Here is a 17,495-nt window from a genome sequence, read left to right on the forward strand (position 1 = left end):
CCATATTAACTAAAACTTAACAATTAATATGGAATCAATGATGATTTATATGCCTGCAATATTGGCTGTAATAGGACTCATTTTTATGTGGGTTAAAAGATCCTGGGTACTGAAACAGGATGCCGGAGACGGAAAAATGAAAGATATTGCTTCTCATATCTACGAAGGAGCACTCGCCTTTCTTAATGCAGAATATAAATTACTTAGCTTTTTTGTAATTGGTGCCAGTATAGCGCTCGCAGGTATAGCCTATATTGTACCAACCACTCATTATCTTATTATTGTCGCTTTTATTTTTGGAGCTTTTTTTTCTGCTTTAGCAGGAAATATGGGAATGAAAATAGCTACCCAAAGTAATGTCCGTACCACCCAGGCAGCCAGAACCAGCTTGCCCCAGGCACTAAAAGTTTCTTTTGGTGGCGGTACCGTTATGGGACTTGGCGTTGCCGGCTTAGCCGTGCTAGGGCTAACCGCATTTTTTATCCTTTTCTTTCATTATTTTATGGGAGGGGTTTGGACAGATACCACACAAATGACCGTAGTTTTGGAAACCCTTGCCGGATTCTCCCTGGGAGCCGAATCTATAGCCTTGTTTGCTCGTGTGGGTGGAGGAATTTACACTAAAGCTGCCGATGTTGGGGCCGATTTAGTGGGAAAAGTTGAAGCAGGTATTCCTGAAGACGACCCGCGTAACCCGGCGACTATTGCCGATAACGTGGGAGACAATGTTGGGGATGTTGCAGGAATGGGAGCCGATCTCTTCGGAAGTTATGTTGCTACCGTACTTGCAGCAATGGTTCTAGGAAACTATATAATTAAAGATATGGGCGGTAATATAGTTGATGCCGGCTTTGGCGGAATCGGCCCTATTTTACTACCTATGGCCATAGCCGGTGCCGGGATTATAATTTCTATTATCGGAACTCTTTTAGTTAAAATTAGTAGCAATTCGGCTAAAGAAGCTGAAGTGCAAAAAGCATTGAATATAGGAAACTGGACATCTATCGGCCTGGTTGCTGTAGCCAGTTATTTTTTAGTGACCTGGATGCTACCAAAAGAAACCCTTACTATGGGCTTTTTTGTTGGTGGAGCAGAAGGTTTTGAGTATATGGATATTTCTTCAATTAGGGTGTTTTATGCCTGTTTGGTAGGAATTGTAGTTGGTGGGGTGATCTCTGCCGTAACCGAATATTATACCGGCCTCGGTAAAAAACCGGTACTTTCTATTGTTCAAAATTCCAGTACCGGAGCCGGAACAAATATTATTGCCGGGCTTGCTACCGGAATGATTTCAACCTTCTTTTCAGTTTTATTATTTGCATTCGCTATCTGGGCTTCTTACGCTTTCGCGGGATTCTATGGGGTTGCACTTGCAGCTTCAGCTATGATGGCTACTACCGCTATGCAGTTAGCTATTGATGCCTTTGGACCTATAGCCGATAACGCCGGTGGGATTGCGGAGATGAGCGAACTTCCTGCTGAGGTTAGGGAACGTACAGATATCCTGGATTCCGTTGGAAATACTACTGCGGCCACCGGGAAAGGTTTTGCCATCGCTTCGGCGGCATTAACTTCACTTGCACTTTTTGCGGCTTATGTAACTTTTACCGGAATTGACGGAATTAATATTTTTAAAGCGCCTGTTTTAGCCATGTTATTTATCGGTGGAATGGTGCCCGTTGTGTTTTCCGCTTTAGCAATGAAATCGGTGGGTAAAGCAGCGATGAAAATGGTTGAAGAAGTAAGGCGGCAGTTTAAAAATATTCCGGGGATTATGGAAGGAACTGCAAAACCTGAATACGATAAATGTGTAGCGATTTCTACTGAAGCAGCTTTGAAAGAAATGCTGCTACCGGGGGTTTTAACTATAGGTTTTCCTATTGCAATTGCTCTTATTCCAATGCTTTTTGGTTACGAAAATGTATTGATAGCCGAAATGCTTGGGGGCTATATGGCCGGAGTTACGGTAAGCGGAGTTCTTTGGGCAATATTTCAAAATAATGCCGGTGGTGCCTGGGATAATGCAAAGAAATCTTTTGAAGCCGGGGTGCTAATTAACGGAGTGATGACTTACAAAGGTTCTGAAGCACATAAAGCAGCGGTAACCGGTGATACGGTTGGAGATCCTTTTAAAGATACTTCGGGGCCATCAATGAATATTTTAATAAAATTAACCTGTTTAATTGGTTTGGTAATCGCGCCAATTTTAGGAGGCCATACCGAAACAGATATTCCTAACGAGGGGGCTTCTATTGAAATGGAGCAAAATATAAATGCTAATGATGCTGAAGATCTTTCAGAAGAAATTCAGGTAAATATGACTTCTGAAGGAAATAAAACCATCGCAAAAGTGAGAATTACAACCACGCGAAAAGGGGAAACCAAAGTTCAGCAGAAAACCTTTACCGGTACAAAAGCTGAAGTAGAAAAACAGGTACAAGCTTTAAAAGATAAGGCCTGATAATTTTTTCAGATAAAAAATAAAAGAGGCTGTTTGATAATTCTTGTCTCCGTCAAGCTGAACTTGTTTCAGCTTCAAACATGTTAGATCCTGAAAACAAGTTCAGGATGACGGGTTTTACAAGGATTCCACCAGCCTCTTTTCTTAATAAATGGGGCTTATTTAGCCTTTTTATTCACGCGTTTTTCAGCGAGTTTATTTAGGTCTTCATCTGCGGTGTATTCCTCATCAAGGGTTTTCTTTAATGTTTTTGCTGCATCCTTATGGCCTAATTCTTTGGCATATCTCACTAAAGTACCGTACCCGGAAATTTCATAGTGTTCCACCCGCTGGGCATCTGCAATAAGACCGGCATCCCTTACATCATCTTCCGCATCTTCTTTTAGAAATGACTCTGCTTCTTCAATAAGGCCTTTCATCGCTTTACATTCTTCACCGGTAGGTTTAAACCCTAAGTCTTTACTTACTTCTTCCAAACGTTTTTTGTGCTCTTTAGTTTCTTCCAAATGGTCTTCAAAAGCTTTCTTCAGTTTTTCATCGTTCGCAGCTTTTGCCATTTTTGGTAAGGCTTTTACTAACTGGCTTTCGGCACTATAAAGGTCCTTTAATTGATGTTCGAATAGATCTTCTAACTTTTTCATAATTAAATATTTAATGGTTAAAATTGTTAGATAAATTTATAAGCAAACTGCACTAAAGCAAGTTAAATGAGTGATAAAGCTTTGTTGTTTATTCCTTAAAATTTTTTAAGCCGAAGTTTTCATTTTTAATTTTAACAAAGCTACAACTAAGCTTCCGCAGTAATTCCCTTAATTTTAATTAGAAACTTTTATTAACCAAAATTAAATGTTATGGCTAAAGATCACGGACCATCAATTAAGAATGATGAACAGTATGAGGAACTTCGCGATAAAGGAATGAGTAAATCTAAAGCCGCGAGAATTGCAAACGAATCTAAGTCTGGTGAGAAAGGCGGAAAAGCCGATAAATATGAAGAACGCTCTAAGGAAGAACTCTATGAGAAAGCCCAGGAGGTTGGCATTGAAGGCCGAAGCGATATGACCAAGGATGAGTTAATTAAAGCTCTTAGAAACCACTAGAATGAGATCTATCTGGAACGGCTCTATTAGCTTCGGACTGGTTTCTATACCGGTAAAATTATATTCTGCTTCCGAAAGTAGAAAACTCGATTTAGACATGCTTGATAAGCATGATAATGCCCGAATAAGGTATAAACGTGTGAATGAAGATACCGGGAAAGAAGTGGAGTGGAAAGATATTGTAAAGGGTTTTAAAAAGGATGAAGATTATATTGTGCTTGAGAAAGAAGATTTTGAAAATGCAAACCTTAAAAAGAGTAAAACCATAGATATTGAAGAATTTGTGGCCGAAGATGATGTGGCCGAGGTGCTTTATAAAAAACCATACTTTCTCGAACCACAAAAAGAAGGAGGAAAATCTTATAATCTACTCCGAGATGCATTAAAAAAAACCGGAAAACTTGGTGTGGCTACTTTTGTGATGCGCCAAAAAGAGCATTTAAGCCTGGTTGGCGTTTACGATAAAGCCCTCGTACTTCATGTAATAAGGTTTTCTGATGAAATCCGGGAAACCAAAGACCTGAAGCTACCAAAAACCAAAGTCGCAAAAAAAGAGGTTGATATGGCAATTTCTCTCATTGAGCAATACACTACAGAGTTTGATCCTGATAAATTTAAAGATGTTTATAATGATCAATTAATGAAGATTATTGAATCCAAAAGCACCGGTAAAAAGCCCAAACCACAGAAATTTAAAGATGAGCCTACCCAGGCCAAAGATCTTATGGCAAAATTAAAGGCCAGTTTAGATAAAAAGAAAAAATCTAAAGCATCCTAAGCGATGGGTTTAGAAGATTATAAAAAGAAACGAGACTTTAATAACACCCCAGAACCCGGTGCCGATTTTTCTACCGAAAACCGAGGGCGCTTTGTTATTCAACGTCACGAAGCTACACGATTGCATTATGATTTACGCCTGGAAATGGAGGGCGTGCTAAAAAGTTGGGCCGTTCCCAAAGGTCCTTCAATGAACCCGAAAGACAAACGTCTAGCCATAGAAACCGAAGACCATCCCGTAAAATATTTGCATTTTGAAGGTACAATACCAAAAGGGAATTATGGCGCCGGAGAAATGCAAATTTGGGATAATGGAACTTTTAAAGCTGCTGCCAAAACTAAAGATAACCTTGAGGAACAATGGGAAGCTGGCAATTTGAAAATTGTTTTTAGCGGAAAGAAAATCAAAGGTGAATTTGCCCTGGTTAAAACCAAGCGTGGCGATAAGAAAAATCAGTGGTTATTGATAAAAAAGAAAGACGATTTTTCTACCGATTTAGATTATGATGCAGAAGTTTTTTCTGAAAAATCTTCTAAAAATAAAGATACCGGTAAATCTAAAGGGAAAGTCAGGAAGATAAAACCTTCAGAATTTATAAAACCTATGCTGGCCACCACCGGCAAGAAAATCTTTAACGATCCCGATTGGATTTACGAACTAAAATGGGATGGTTACCGCGCCCTGGCCAATATTGAAGACGGCAAGGTAGATCTTTATTCCCGCAACGGAATTTCTTTTAATTCTAAGTTTTCAAAACTGGTTAAAGATTTAGAACAGATTGAGAACGATGTGATTTTAGACGGTGAAATTGTGGTGTTGAATAAAGACGGAATACCTCAATTTCAGGCTTTACAAAATTATGATGAAAACACGCCGGGAGCCTTGCGCTTCTATGTTTTTGATATGCTTTTTCTAAATGGGCATTCTATGCTGGATTTACCACTTTTAGAGCGCAAAAGTTTAATTCCGGAGGTGGTGGAAAATTTGGATTTGGTTCAGTATTGCGATCATATTGAAGGAATGGGCACCGCATTCTATAATAAAGCCATAGACCTGGGATTGGAAGGTGTGATTGCCAAAAAAGCCGATGGGACTTATTCTCCCGGTTATAGAACTGAAAAGTGGCTAAAGTTAAAAGGCGAAAACACACGGGAAGTCCTCATTTGCGGATACACAACTTCAGAAGGATCAGTTTTTGGTTCTTTGATTATGGGCGCTTATGAGGGTGAAGAGTTAAAGTATATTGGAAATTGCGGTACCGGATTTTCTAATGATGAGCAAAAAGAATTACTGAAAAAGTTCAAAAGGCGAGAACGAAAAACCTCTCCTTTTCCTGAAAAAATTAATTTAAAAGGTCGTGAGCCGGTTTGGATGCGCCCCGATTTAATTGCAGAAGTAAAATTTTCAGAAATTACAAAAACCGGTAAATTAAGACACCCGGTTTTTAAAGCCTTAAGAGAAGATAAAGAACCGGAAGAAATTTCAGCCGAAGAAATTGTTGAAAATAAAGTTTCCGAAGAAAAGAAATCAAAAAAATCATCTTCTAAAAGGAAGTCAGGAGAAAGCCTGGAAATAGATGGGATAGATGTGCCGTTTACCAATCTGGATAAAGTTTACTGGCCCGATTCGGGATTTAGAAAATACGATTTAATAGATTATTATATCCAGGTTTCAGAGGTGATGTTGCCTTATTTAAAAGATCGTCCGCAAAATTTGCACCGGCATCCCAACGGCATTAAAAAACAGGGATTTTATCAAAAAGACAACGAAGGAAATTTACCCGATTGGATAGCAACCACTGATATTTATTCAGAATCTTCAGAAAAAGATATCGAATATTTGCTTTGCCAGGATGAGCCTACGCTTTTATATATGGCGAATTTGGGCTGTATAGAGATCAATCCGTGGAATTCCAGGGTGGAAAACCTTGATTTTCCTGATTATACGGTGATAGATTTAGACCCATCTGATAAAAATACTTTTGAAGAAGTTATTGAAGTGGCCCAGGCTGCAAAGGAAGTGATGGATTTGGCTAAAATTGAAGGGTATTGCAAAACTTCAGGCTCCAGCGGACTTCATATTTATATTCCGCTAGGCGGAAATTATTCTTATGATGAAGCTCGCGATTTCACGAAATTACTGTGTTATTATATTGCCGATAAAGTTCCGGAAATAACCAGTATGGACCGGGCAAAGAAAAAAAGAAAAGATAAAATTTACCTGGATTATTTACAAAACCGAAGAGGTCAAACTTTAGCTTCCGCTTATTGCGCGCGTCCAAAACCCGGGGCGCCCGTTTCAACCCCCCTGGAATGGAAGGAAGTAAAGAGCGGACTTAAAATTTTAGATTTTACCATTAAAGATATGCCGCAGCGAATTCAGAAGAAAGGAGATTTATTTAGAAAAGTGCTGGAAAAAGGGATTGATATGGAAAAGGCGATGCAAAACCTGGAATCTTCCTAAAGTTTATTTAAAAGCAGGGCAGGGCTTCCGTAGAATTTTTAACTTGACCCAAAGTGGAAATTAATGAAGAAAAGATTACGCAAACTTGCCGGCCGGTATAAGCTTATAGATCAGGTTTTAATTACACCATATAGAAGCTATGGAACCCACTCTCACCTTTATATTAAAGGGCGCGTACTGGATAACGAACCGCTAAAAATCACCCAGGATGCGAATATTTTCAAAACGATAAAAACCACTTATAAACAGTTTGATACGTTTGAAATTCCTGAGGCACAAATAGATTTAAGCCTACCGGGAAAGGTGCAGGCCACCACGAAAAGTGATGATGAAGGTTTCTTTTTGTTTGATGATATTATAGAAACGAACCTGGCAGAACACGCCGATGAAGAAGGCTGGCTGGATTATGCCGTGTATTATAATGGTCCTTTAGGAAAAAAGACAGAACTCCTGGAAGATCCTTTTAAGGGTGATTTTTTAATTCCAGATCCTACTGCGGAATATGGAGTGATAAGTGACATAGACGATACTATCTTACATACTGGCGTCACTTCATTTTTAAAACTTAGGTTGCTGAAAAATTCTTTACTAACCAATGCTTATAATAGAATTCCGCTAAAAGGTGCGGCTGAATTTTACCAAAAACTCCATACCGGGAGAGACGGTACGCCTAATAATCCTATTTTTTATTTAAGCAACAGCCCGTGGAATTTATATGAATATCTCAAACTGTTTTTAGATCATAATGCGTTTCCAAAAGGGCCAATTTTATTGCGAAAATTCAGAACGCCTTTTGATGGTAGTATAAAACCTGAAAAACCTCACAAACAGAAGGAAATTGCGAATATTTTGAAGACTTATCCCGCAATGAATTTTATTCTTATTGGTGATAGCGGCGAGCACGATGCTTCTATTTATACCGAAATCGCAGCCCAATATCCAGATAGGATCCTGGCAATTTATTTAAGAAGCGTAAAGCATAAAAAACAAATGAATCGCGTTCGCAGTATCATAGACAATTTTGAAACCACTCCGGTGCTAATGGTTGAAACATCGCAGGAAGCCGTAGAACATGCCAGGGAACACGGATTTATTTAGAAAATCAGAAACTTAATCGTCTATACTTTGGCCAACTGCCGTTTTTCTACTTGCAGGCGCTTTTCTTGGCATAGTTCTAAATATATGATCCCATAGCGGAGAGGAAACACCAAAAGCCCTATCAGATTCACGGTAGTGATGAATACTGTGATGGTGCCATAAAGTTTTCAGAAAATTATTAGGCACTTTAAAAGCGTGTATCGAATAATGTACCGCCAGGTAACCGGCATATCCTATTAAAAATCCGGCTAAAAATCCGAAAACATAATCGCCTAAAACCGCGCGGTAAATTATAAAAAGTACGGTAGCAATTATCAGGCTTAAAACCGGTGGCATTGCCAATCGGGATTTATCTTTAGGATAATCGTGGTGCACCCCGTGCATAGTATAGGAAATCTTCTTTTTACGCTCGCTGGTTGCAGGAATATGATACAAATACCGATGCATAATATATTCCACGAAAGTGAAAAAGAATAATCCGGCAAGAAAAAGGCCTACCATCAATGGGGTTTCAAAACCTTTTTCAATAATTCCGTAGTAAATTAAAGCTGTCGCAATTAATCCAAAAATAATTAACGGAAGCGAAATATGGGTGTGCGTAAGCTTTTCTAAAATTGGGTTGTCAAATAACTTTGGAGAACCCTTGTGCTTTGGTCTTTTAAGTTTTGTTGATTCCATTTTTATTAGATTTAAAATAAACCATGAATTTCAGCGTCAATACGGTTAATAATGTCACCCAGGTCTTCGGGATTATCTACAAAATTAATATTATCTACGTCTATTATTAACAAGTTTCCTTTGTTATAATTGTGTACCCAGGCTTCATATCTTTCATTTAACCGACTTAAATAATCGATTGAAATCGAGTTTTCGTAATCACGACCTCGTTTATGTATTTGGGACACCAAATTAGGAATACTGCTTCTTAAATAAATAAGAAGATCAGGTCCCTGCACAACACTTTCCATAAGGTCAAAAAGCGAACTGTAATTTTTAAAATCCCTGTTGGTCATTAACCCCATGGCGTGCAGGTTTGGCGCAAAAATATGTGCATCTTCATAAATTGTCCGGTCCTGTATTATATTTTTTCCGCTTTCACGAATTTGTAAAATTTGTCTGAACCTGCTGTTTAAAAAATAGATTTGGAGGTTAAAAGACCAGCGCTCCATTTTATTATAAAAATCTTCGAGATAGGGATTCTCCAATACATCTTCATACTGCGCTTCCCAGTTGTAATGTTTTGCCAATAATTTAGTAAGCGTGGTTTTACCTGCTCCTATATTCCCTGCAATCGCTACGTGCATAAATTCATTAAAATTAGATAGTTATTTGGGGCGCTAAAAAAGCGCGGGTGTAAAGATACAAGAATTAAGGTGCCCTGAATTTTCACCTTGTCAAAATACTCATAAATCTTGAAAAGCTAAAGGATTTGATTCTATATCTCCCTAAATTTGATTAATTTAAGGCAAGAATTGAGATCTATGTTAAAATTTATTTCCTTATTATTTTTCTTCGGAATTTTCTCTGGTTTTGCTCAGGAAAAGCAAAACGACCATCTAATGATAACTGAAAGTAAGTATGGTTTTGAAAGTACCGTATCACGATTAGAATCGGTGCTGAAGCAAAATGAAGCGCTTTCCCTTTTTACAAAGATAGAGCATTCTAAGAATGCCGAAAAAGCAGATTTAGAACTGGATAAAGCAAGTGTTTTAATATTCGGAAACCCTAAGCAGGGCAGTTTACTTATACAAAAAGACCAGCTGGCCGGTTTAGATCTTCCGCTTAAAATGCTGGTTTATAAAAACGAAGATAAAACCGAAGTAACTTATAGTAGTGTTAATTACCTAAAATCAAGGTTTGATTTTAAAGGGGTAAAAAACCTCTCTGAAGTGAAAAACGGGCTGAAAAATATGGCGTCCAAAGCTTCAGGAGGAAAGGTTAAAAAATCAGGGAAATTTAATGTTGATACCCACGAAGGGATTATTTCTGAAATAAGTGAATTCGACTTTCAAACCACTTATGATAGGTTGATCACTGCAATTGAAGAAAATCTGAACTTAAATATTTTCGCGGATATAGATCATTTCAAAAATGCCGAGCAAGTTGGTTTAGGTTTACGGCCTACCAGGTTAATCATTTTTGGTAATCCTAATATTGGTACGCCGATAATGCAGGAGAATTCACGAATAGGACTGGAGTTTCCGGTAAAATTTCTGGTTTGGCGTGATGAAGCCGGGATAGTAAAAATCTCTTATAACGATCCTGCTTTTTTGGCCAGGAGGTTTAACCTGACCCAAAATATAGCACAGCTAGAAACAATGAAAACCGCTTTAGAGAATTTGAGTAAAAATGCAGCGAAGTATTAGGTTAAATTTCCTTTTACCAGTTTTCTATATTGATTCGGAGTTATCTTTTCAAAGCGTTTAAACTGCCGGTTGAAGTAACTGGTATTATTAAAACCGCTTTTATAGGCGATGTCAGAAAATTTCCAGGCTGTTTTTTGAATTAATTTCTTGGCAAATTTAATTCGTTCACCATTTAAATAATCAATTGGAGTTTCACCCAGCGTATTTTTAAAATTTCGGTAGAAATTAGAAGTGCTCATACAAGCTTTATCGGCCAGTTTATCTACGTTAATATTTTCAGTTAGATGTTCGCGCATATATTTTACTATAAATGCCATCCGGTTATTATCAAAAAGCGTTTCATTATCTACCAGCATCACTTTCGCTTTGGTTTGAAGCAACCTGATAATAAGTTCTTTTACCATTAGATCCAGCAGCGCATCTTTGGCTGTGCCATCTTCTAAAAACGTGCTGAAAATGCGATCTAAAACAAATTGAACCTGATGGTTATTGGCCAGGTGTATGGCACTGGCATCAAAGCTGTGATTATCATTTTCAAAGTCAATCCTGGTATTTTCACTAAATATTTGAACGGTTTCCTTTATCTTATCAGGATCGATTCCAAGGGCAAGACAACGCGTAGGATTTTTAGCATTTGCTATCGGAAAATCAATCACCATCTTTTTTTCTGAAGGTAATACAACCGATTCCCCCGGGAAAAACTCAAAAGATTTCATTCCTTCCAGGTGCATTACTTTTTTACCGGTTAGCATACTCGCAATAATGGGAAAACCAAACTGAAGATTTACCTTTTCTGCTACCTTCTGAGTTTCAAAAACGTTTAATTCGGCATAATCTGCACTGTAAATTGTCCGGTTTTCAATTGAAGTATTCAGCTTCAAATTGCGATTATAGTTTGATAAATTAGTATTCAAATCTACTTTAATTTAGTAAGTTGATAGTAATGTAATACTTATTTGTAGAAAAGTTCAATTTTATAGTCTTAAAATTAGGGATATTAGGAATGTAAAATTTAAAAACATTTCTATGAGCTATTCAGCACCAAAATTTAAAGAAAAATACGGCAATTTCATTAACGGAAAATTCCAGGATCCCATAGACGGGCAATACTTTGAAAATCATTCGCCGGTAGATAATAAGCTTTTGGCCAAGTATCCACGTTCCAATGAAAAGGATGTAAACAGCGCGATTGAAGCCGCTAATAAGGCCAAACACGAATGGGGAAATACTTCAGCTGCAGAGCGTGCGGGAATTTTACATAAAATAGCCGACGTGATCCAGGAGAATCTGGAAACTTTCGCGCAAATGGAAACGGCCGATAACGGGAAATCCATTCGCGAAACAATGAATGCCGATGTGCCATTGGCTGTAGATCATTTTAGGTACTTTGCTTCAGCAATTAGGGCCGAGGAAGGCTCGGCTACCGAGTTGAATGAGAATACACTTTCCTTAATCATCAACGAACCACTTGGCGTGGTTGCCCAAATTATTCCGTGGAATTTCCCATTATTAATGCTAGCGTGGAAAGTAGCTCCGGCTTTGGCTTCTGGTAACTGCGTGGTATTAAAACCGGCGGAGCAAACCCCGGCTTCAGCTACATTTTTAGCCGAAAAAATTGCCGATTTATTACCTCCTGGAGTGTTTAATGTAATTCACGGATTTGGTCCTGAAGCGGGAAAACCTCTTGCATCAAGTCCAAATGTAGATAAAGTTGCCTTTACCGGTGAAACCACCACGGGTCAGTTAATTATGCAGTACGCTTCAAAAAACTTGCACCCGGTAACGATGGAATTAGGAGGGAAATCGCCTAATGTTTTCTTCAACAGTATTATGGATCACGACGATGCTTTTCTTGATAAATGTATTGAAGGTGCCGTTCTTTTCGCCTTTAACCAGGGAGAGGTTTGTACCGCACCATCCAGGATTTTAATTCAGGAGGATATTTATGACGAATTCATTAAACGGGTGATTGAACGAACCAAAGCCATTAAAATGGGTAATCCGTTTGAGGAATCCACTATGATGGGCGCACAGGCCTCCAGCGACCAGCACCAGAAAATCCTGGAATATATAAAAATCGGAAAAGATGAAGGCGCTGAGGTTTTAGCCGGTGGCGATGCCGCAAAACTGGACGGGGATCTGGCAAACGGATTTTACATTCAGCCCACTATCCTGAAAGGACATAATAAAATGCGCGTTTTCCAGGAAGAAATTTTTGGACCTGTAGTTGCTGTTTGTACTTTTAAAGATGAAGCTGAAGCTATTGAAATCGCAAACGATACGATGTACGGTCTCGGTGCCGGGGTTTGGACACGGGATGCGCATCAATTGTATCAGATTCCCAGAGCAATAAAAGCAGGACGGGTTTGGGTAAATTGCTATCACGATTATCCTGCACACGCCCCGTTTGGAGGTTATAAGAAATCCGGTTTCGGGAGAGAGAATCACTTAATGATGCTGAATCACTACCGCCAAAGCAAAAATATGCTGATTTCTTATGATAAGAATAAACTTGGATTCTTTTAGAATATGGAATTTAAACGAGTAGAAATAACTCCGGAAGCAGATAAATTACTGCAAGAACTCAAGCAGCAGCACGGCGAGGTGATCTTCCACCAAAGTGGTGGCTGTTGCGACGGGTCTTCACCAATGTTATTGCCCAAAGAGGATTTCTATATAGACGATAATGATATTTTGATGGGGGAAGTTGGCGGCGTGAAATTTTATATGAGCCACGACCAGTTTGAGTACTGGAAACACACTCATCTCACCGTAGATATTGTAAAAGGCAGGGGAGGAAGTTTTTCCCTGGATATCCCAACCGGTTACCGTTTTCTTATAAAATCAAGAATGCTTAATGATGAAGAGAACAAGAATTTAAACCCTTAACTGTTGCTTAAGCAGAAGCCTGAAGACCGAATATTTACCTAAATATTCTGGTTTTCGGGTTTTTTTAATGAAATGATTAAACCCGCAAGGTTTTCAAAACCTTGTAGGTTTTTCCTTCCGCGCAAGCTTCAATTAAACCACTTATAAATTTCCGAAGAAGTATAACATTCCCCGCATTTAGAAAACATCCAAAGGCAATCTATAAAATCGGTTAGCATATGAAAGAGCAAGCCGATGAATATTAACTTTAGGAAATTATTTTTAATAAAAAGGACCCCTAAAACATAGGTGATAATTGCAAAATGAGAATGTAAAGGGTGATAACCAATTCCACAGCGCATTGGGTCAAATAATGGTTCGGCAACAACGTGGTCAATATCAACTGCCATTGTAGCGAGCAAAATCAGCCAGTTTTTTTTCCAGTTCTTTTTATCGTAAAACCAGGCAATAGCGCCAGTAGCTATAAAATGAAGAAAATAATGGGTGAAAGTTTGCAATTGGAGTTAATAAAAATTGAAGGTTTAATGATTTCAAAAAACTAACTGTAATATTTTAATAAACTTATTAATTATGCTCTGGCTCTTCTTCCTCTTCAGCTGAAGACTCTATTTTACCCTTTAAAAGATCTTTCATCTTATTTCTAAGTACGATGAACCGCCAAATGCCTACGGTAACAAAAAGTACAGAGAATACCAAGGCCAGGTAACCAATATAATGCATCTCCTCATATTCCTTAAGCTGAATTAAAGCCAGTCCACCCAGCAAAAAATAAAGTGCTGCCTGGGTGTAAGACAAGAGTGTACGCTCATTGGCAAGTTTGGTTCGCTCCAGAGCAAGGTGTTCCCGGATGATACTTTCATCTATCTTCCTGTGAGTGAAAAGCTTTCCAAATTTAACTCTTCTCATAAAATTTATAGTTTAAAATAACCGGATAGCTAATTTGCTTTAAAAGTTACCAAATTCGGTTTGCTTAAACCAATTTAAGCACTAAAAACTAACTATCCAGTTTGTAATTTTTAGATTTTAATTATTCAACTTGTTACAAGTACAACCGGGAGCGGTAAAGCTCTGCGTACTTTCATGCCAGGGGAAAGCAGCATTATATTTGTTGTCTTCCCAGTAAAATTCACCGCGTTCTTTTGGATCATTTCCAATTTCGTTCATTGTTTCAGCATCATATAACCTACCATTTACCATAGTGTAAATTACAGATTCTGAATTACGAATATCTTCCAGCGGGTTTTTCTCTAAGACAATCAAATCGGCTAATTTGCCTTCTTCCAGAGAACCAATTTCGCTGCCCATTCCTATATATTCCGCTCCATTAATCGTTGCCGCTTGCAAAGCTTCCATATTCGTCATTCCGCCCATTTGCAGCAGCCAAAGCTCCCAGTGAGCACCAAGACCTTGTAACTGTCCGTGTGCGCCCAAGTTTACTTTTACTCCCATATCAGAAAGTGTTTTAGCAGTTTCTGATACCAAAATTGGTCCCTGCTCATATTCTTCCTCAGGAAGGGTTTCTCTTCTTCGGGAACGGGGATCTACGATTTGTCTTGGAGTGAAATTCAATAAACGCTCATTTTCCCAAACTTTATCTTTGTCGTAGAAATAATATTCACCGTTAATTCCGCCGTAATTTACAATAAGGGTAGGCGTATAACCGGTGTTGCTATTTCCCCAAAGTGTTTTTACATCTTTATAAACAGGTGCGATCGGGATGTTGTGTTCTATCCCGGTGTGCCCGTCTACAATCATATTCATATTGTGCAAAAAGGTACTTCCACCTTCGGGAACAACATTCATGTCCAGTTCTTTTGCAGCCTGCATAATTTGCTGGCGTTGCTCACGTCGCGGCTGATTATAACTTTTTACCGAAGTCGCTCCAAATGCTTTAGTTCTTCGTAGTGCAGATCTTGCATCGTCCAGGTTATTGATCACCGCTTTAAAATCACCTTCAGCACCGTAAAGAATAATTCCTGTGGAATAAATTCTGGGTCCAACCATTTCACCGGATTTCACCATTTCGGCCATACTAAAAATACTTTCGCTTAAAGCTGAAGGATCGTGTACCGTAGTCACGCCAAACGCCATGTTTGCATATAACGGCCAGTGTTTTTTAGGTGTTAAACCATATCTAAATGCACCAATATGGGCGTGGGCATCTACAATTCCAGGCATTATGGTTCTGCCTTCCAGGTCATAAACTTTCGCATTGTTCGGAGGCTTTATTTCGGAAGCTTCACCTATGGATACAATTTTATTTCCTTCGATTAAAATGCTTCCATTTTCGATTACTTTATCGCCATTCATGGTGATAATCCTGGCATTGGTAAAAGCAATTTTTCCTTCCGGAACATCGGTTTTTAGCTCGAGTCCTATTTTTGTGCCTTTTTCAGTAATATCGGGAATAGAATCCGGCGAGTTTTTCAGAAAGGTAAAACGTTCTGAAACTTTATTGGTAAAATATTCGTCACCTAAAGTCCAGTGCACATTTTCGCTGTTGTTTGACCAATGCAGGTTCATCCCAGCATCTCTGGTAATTTGAGTTACGGGAATAGTTTTGGTGTTATTGTCTAAATCCAATGGTCGTCCGGTTAGGGTGAGCGGTGCCAGATATGCCTGATGCAAATGACTAAAAACTACCCATTTGTTATCGGGGCTTGGCACGAGACGGTTAGCGTGTTTGGAGTTGATATGTGTGCGCTCGTCGTTTCCGCTTAGATCTATACTTTTTAAGCTTTTTTCCAGGCTGCCCATAAGCGCACCGCCGGTTTGAAAGAAAATCCGGGAATCGTCCTTGCTATAAATCGGGAAATCTCCCGAATCGTGGATTTTCTTTTTATTTTCCCCGGAAGCACTTATCGTGTAAATTCCCGGTTCTTTACTAAAGGTTTGTCCCTGGTCGCTGTTACCTCGTTCCTTAACAAAAACAATTTGTTCGCCGTCATTGGAAAAAGCAGGGTTTCTGTAAATTCCTTTTTCTGAAGTCAGTTTCTGCGGATTCCTTCCGTTTAATCCAACTTTCATTAATGCCCCCATTTCTGTATCATTCCAGGTCACATAAACAATTTCTTTTCCATCAGGGGAGAAAGCGGGTTCAAATTCAAAATCTTCAGTATTTGTAATTCGCTGAGGTTTTCCATTAGGTAAAGATTTTTTCCATAAATAGCCTACCGCATTAAAAACAAGGGTTTTTCCATTAGGTGAAGTCACCGCGTGGCGAATCACTTTCGGATTAAATTCTTCTGAAAACACTTGGTGTTCGCTGCGATGAGTTTCGGCAATTTCTATGGTATTATCTATTTCAAACGGAATTACTTCCGCATCGTAATTTTCAATATTTACCCTGTTAATTTTTCCTTCGCTCCAGAATACAATTTCTTTTCCTGAAGGAATCCAGCTAAATCCGGGATAAACGCCAAAAATAGCCCAGGCTTCTTGCTGGTCTTTGCTCAGCTTATCGTAAACCGGCCATTCTTCCCCAGTTTCTAAATCGTGTATGTATAAAACCGATTTCGTTCTGATACGTTTTATAAAAGCAAGTTTTTTCCCATCAGGCGAAACCTGTGGTCGTGCTGCGCCGCCGGGACCGCCTGTTATTGTTGTATTTTCACCGGTTTCAAAATCATATCTTTTTATTACGTAGATCTGTTTGTTTGGATCTTTATTGTACTGGAACATTCCGCCGGGGTACATATCTTCACTATAATAAAGATAGCGGCCATCGGGGGAAGTGCTGGGTTCATTTACATCCTGCTGATCATTTTTACGCTCGGTAAGTTGCAAACCGCCTTCGCCGCCAATATGGTATAACCACATTTCACCGGCGCCTAAAGACCGGCCCGAAGTAAAATGTTTACGAGCTACAATCGCGTTTCCATCGGGTGTCCAAACGGCATTGTTTAATAATCTAAAATCTTCTTTGGTAAGTTGCTTTGCATCTTCGCCATCGGCATTCATAATCCAGATGTTATCGCCACCTCCGGCATCACTGGTGAAAGATATTTTTGAACCATCGGGACTAAAACGGGGCTGAACTTCGTAAGCCATCCCGCTTCTTAAAATTTCAGCTTTTCCACCGCCTATCGGCATTTTATAAATATCACCTAAAAGATCAAAAACAATTGTTTTTCCATCGGGAGAAACATCAAGGTTTATCCAGGTGCCTTCGTCGGTTTGTAAGCTTACTTCTTTGATATTCCAGTCGTCAGAGTAGGGATCATTTACATCCCATTTCTTTTCTTCTTTTTCTTGTGAAATCAGGTTTGGAGTGGCCAAAAGTATAAAGATGGCCGGGAGGAATTTTTTAAACATAGTGTGTTTTTTTAACGAGGCTAAAT

The 17,495-nt window shown here is 38.9% G+C and carries 15 protein-coding genes; 8 read left to right on the forward strand and 7 right to left on the reverse strand.

What is annotated here, in order from left to right:
- The first annotated feature begins 28 nt into the window (after positions 1-28).
- Positions 29-2,461: a sodium-translocating pyrophosphatase gene (locus tag B5X53_RS11240; RefSeq protein WP_079713325.1), complete on the forward strand. Its 2,433-nt coding sequence runs from the start codon at positions 29-31 to the stop codon at positions 2,459-2,461.
- A gap of 158 nt (positions 2,462-2,619) precedes the next feature.
- On the opposite strand, the gene B5X53_RS11245 is transcribed toward B5X53_RS11240, so the two are convergent.
- A complete protein-coding gene (locus tag B5X53_RS11245) occupies positions 2,620-3,102 on the reverse strand; it encodes a YciE/YciF ferroxidase family protein (protein ID WP_079713326.1) in 483 nt (160 codons plus the stop codon).
- 210 nt (positions 3,103-3,312) lie between these two features.
- Between B5X53_RS11245 and B5X53_RS11250 the strand changes: the two genes are divergently transcribed.
- The 4 genes from B5X53_RS11250 to B5X53_RS11265 all read left to right on the forward strand — a co-directional run bounded on the left by B5X53_RS11250 (position 3,313) and on the right by B5X53_RS11265 (position 7,900).
- Positions 3,313-3,561 (forward strand): DUF7218 family protein, encoded by a 249-nt coding sequence (locus tag B5X53_RS11250; protein WP_079713327.1) that lies wholly within the window; start codon positions 3,313-3,315, stop codon positions 3,559-3,561.
- A 1-nt stretch (position 3,562) separates the two neighbouring features.
- Positions 3,563-4,339 carry a non-homologous end joining protein Ku gene (ku, locus tag B5X53_RS11255; protein WP_075324825.1) on the forward strand — a complete coding sequence of 259 codons (777 nt, stop codon included), beginning with the start codon at positions 3,563-3,565 and terminating at the stop codon, positions 4,337-4,339.
- A 3-nt stretch (positions 4,340-4,342) separates the two neighbouring features.
- The gene (gene ligD, locus B5X53_RS11260; RefSeq protein WP_079713328.1) at positions 4,343-6,802 is read left to right on the forward strand and encodes a DNA ligase D; all 2,460 of its coding nucleotides are present in this window, start codon (positions 4,343-4,345) and stop codon (positions 6,800-6,802) included.
- 63 nt (positions 6,803-6,865) lie between these two features.
- The gene (locus B5X53_RS11265; RefSeq protein ID WP_079713329.1) at positions 6,866-7,900 is read left to right on the forward strand and encodes an App1 family protein; all 1,035 of its coding nucleotides are present in this window, start codon (positions 6,866-6,868) and stop codon (positions 7,898-7,900) included.
- 12 nt (positions 7,901-7,912) lie between these two features.
- On the opposite strand, the gene B5X53_RS11270 is transcribed toward B5X53_RS11265, so the two are convergent.
- Positions 7,913-8,578, reverse strand: a complete 666-nt coding sequence (locus tag B5X53_RS11270; RefSeq protein WP_079713330.1) for a sterol desaturase family protein — start codon at positions 8,576-8,578, stop codon at positions 7,913-7,915.
- Between the two features lie 11 nt (positions 8,579-8,589).
- Complete coding sequence (locus B5X53_RS11275; RefSeq protein ID WP_079713331.1) at positions 8,590-9,204, reverse strand: deoxynucleoside kinase; 615 nt, start codon at positions 9,202-9,204, stop codon at positions 8,590-8,592.
- Between the two features lie 177 nt (positions 9,205-9,381).
- Here B5X53_RS11275 and B5X53_RS11280 point away from each other — a divergent pair, with 177 nt between their 5' ends.
- On the forward strand, positions 9,382-10,266 hold the full coding sequence (locus B5X53_RS11280) for a DUF302 domain-containing protein (protein WP_079713332.1): 885 nt from the start codon (positions 9,382-9,384) through the stop codon (positions 10,264-10,266).
- Here the strand turns inward: B5X53_RS11280 and B5X53_RS11285 are convergent.
- Positions 10,263-11,180, reverse strand: coding sequence for an AraC family transcriptional regulator (locus tag B5X53_RS11285; RefSeq protein ID WP_079713333.1), 918 nt, complete (start codon positions 11,178-11,180; stop codon positions 10,263-10,265). The genes B5X53_RS11280 and B5X53_RS11285 overlap by 4 nt on opposite strands.
- A gap of 112 nt (positions 11,181-11,292) precedes the next feature.
- On the opposite strand from B5X53_RS11285, the gene B5X53_RS11290 reads away from it, so the two are divergent.
- The gene (locus B5X53_RS11290; protein WP_079713334.1) at positions 11,293-12,792 is read left to right on the forward strand and encodes an aldehyde dehydrogenase family protein; all 1,500 of its coding nucleotides are present in this window, start codon (positions 11,293-11,295) and stop codon (positions 12,790-12,792) included.
- Between the two features lie 3 nt (positions 12,793-12,795).
- Complete coding sequence (locus tag B5X53_RS11295) at positions 12,796-13,155, forward strand: DUF779 domain-containing protein (RefSeq protein WP_079713335.1); 360 nt, start codon at positions 12,796-12,798, stop codon at positions 13,153-13,155.
- A 128-nt stretch (positions 13,156-13,283) separates the two neighbouring features.
- On the opposite strand, the gene B5X53_RS11300 is transcribed toward B5X53_RS11295, so the two are convergent.
- From B5X53_RS11300 to B5X53_RS11310, 3 genes are all read right to left on the reverse strand, one after another.
- Positions 13,284-13,652 (reverse strand): DUF6122 family protein, encoded by a 369-nt coding sequence (locus tag B5X53_RS11300; protein WP_079713336.1) that lies wholly within the window; start codon positions 13,650-13,652, stop codon positions 13,284-13,286.
- Between the two features lie 67 nt (positions 13,653-13,719).
- Positions 13,720-14,061: a DUF202 domain-containing protein gene (locus B5X53_RS11305; protein WP_079713337.1), complete on the reverse strand. Its 342-nt coding sequence runs from the start codon at positions 14,059-14,061 to the stop codon at positions 13,720-13,722.
- A gap of 117 nt (positions 14,062-14,178) precedes the next feature.
- Positions 14,179-17,469, reverse strand: coding sequence for an amidohydrolase family protein (locus B5X53_RS11310; protein ID WP_079713338.1), 3,291 nt, complete (start codon positions 17,467-17,469; stop codon positions 14,179-14,181).
- Between the last annotated feature and the right edge of the window lie 26 nt (positions 17,470-17,495).

It is taken from the genome of Salegentibacter salinarum (genome assembly GCF_900168115.1).
Classification (GTDB): domain Bacteria; phylum Bacteroidota; class Bacteroidia; order Flavobacteriales; family Flavobacteriaceae; genus Salegentibacter; species Salegentibacter salinarum.

Excerpts from the sequence above, each read along its gene's own strand:
- B5X53_RS11240 (WP_079713325.1), top strand. The coding sequence starts at position 29 with ATGGAATCAATGATGATTTATATGCCTGCAATATTGGCTGTAATAGGA.
- B5X53_RS11245 (WP_079713326.1), bottom strand. The coding sequence starts at position 3,102 with ATGAAAAAGTTAGAAGATCTATTCGAACATCAATTAAAGGACCTTTAT.
- B5X53_RS11250 (WP_079713327.1), top strand. The coding sequence starts at position 3,313 with ATGGCTAAAGATCACGGACCATCAATTAAGAATGATGAACAGTATGAG.
- ku (WP_075324825.1), top strand. The coding sequence starts at position 3,563 with ATGAGATCTATCTGGAACGGCTCTATTAGCTTCGGACTGGTTTCTATA.
- ligD (WP_079713328.1), top strand. The coding sequence starts at position 4,343 with ATGGGTTTAGAAGATTATAAAAAGAAACGAGACTTTAATAACACCCCA.
- B5X53_RS11265 (WP_079713329.1), top strand. The coding sequence starts at position 6,866 with ATGAAGAAAAGATTACGCAAACTTGCCGGCCGGTATAAGCTTATAGAT.
- B5X53_RS11270 (WP_079713330.1), bottom strand. The coding sequence starts at position 8,578 with ATGGAATCAACAAAACTTAAAAGACCAAAGCACAAGGGTTCTCCAAAG.
- B5X53_RS11275 (WP_079713331.1), bottom strand. The coding sequence starts at position 9,204 with ATGCACGTAGCGATTGCAGGGAATATAGGAGCAGGTAAAACCACGCTT.
- B5X53_RS11280 (WP_079713332.1), top strand. The coding sequence starts at position 9,382 with ATGTTAAAATTTATTTCCTTATTATTTTTCTTCGGAATTTTCTCTGGT.
- B5X53_RS11290 (WP_079713334.1), top strand. The coding sequence starts at position 11,293 with ATGAGCTATTCAGCACCAAAATTTAAAGAAAAATACGGCAATTTCATT.
- B5X53_RS11295 (WP_079713335.1), top strand. The coding sequence starts at position 12,796 with ATGGAATTTAAACGAGTAGAAATAACTCCGGAAGCAGATAAATTACTG.
- B5X53_RS11305 (WP_079713337.1), bottom strand. The coding sequence starts at position 14,061 with ATGAGAAGAGTTAAATTTGGAAAGCTTTTCACTCACAGGAAGATAGAT.
- B5X53_RS11310 (WP_079713338.1), bottom strand. The coding sequence starts at position 17,469 with ATGTTTAAAAAATTCCTCCCGGCCATCTTTATACTTTTGGCCACTCCA.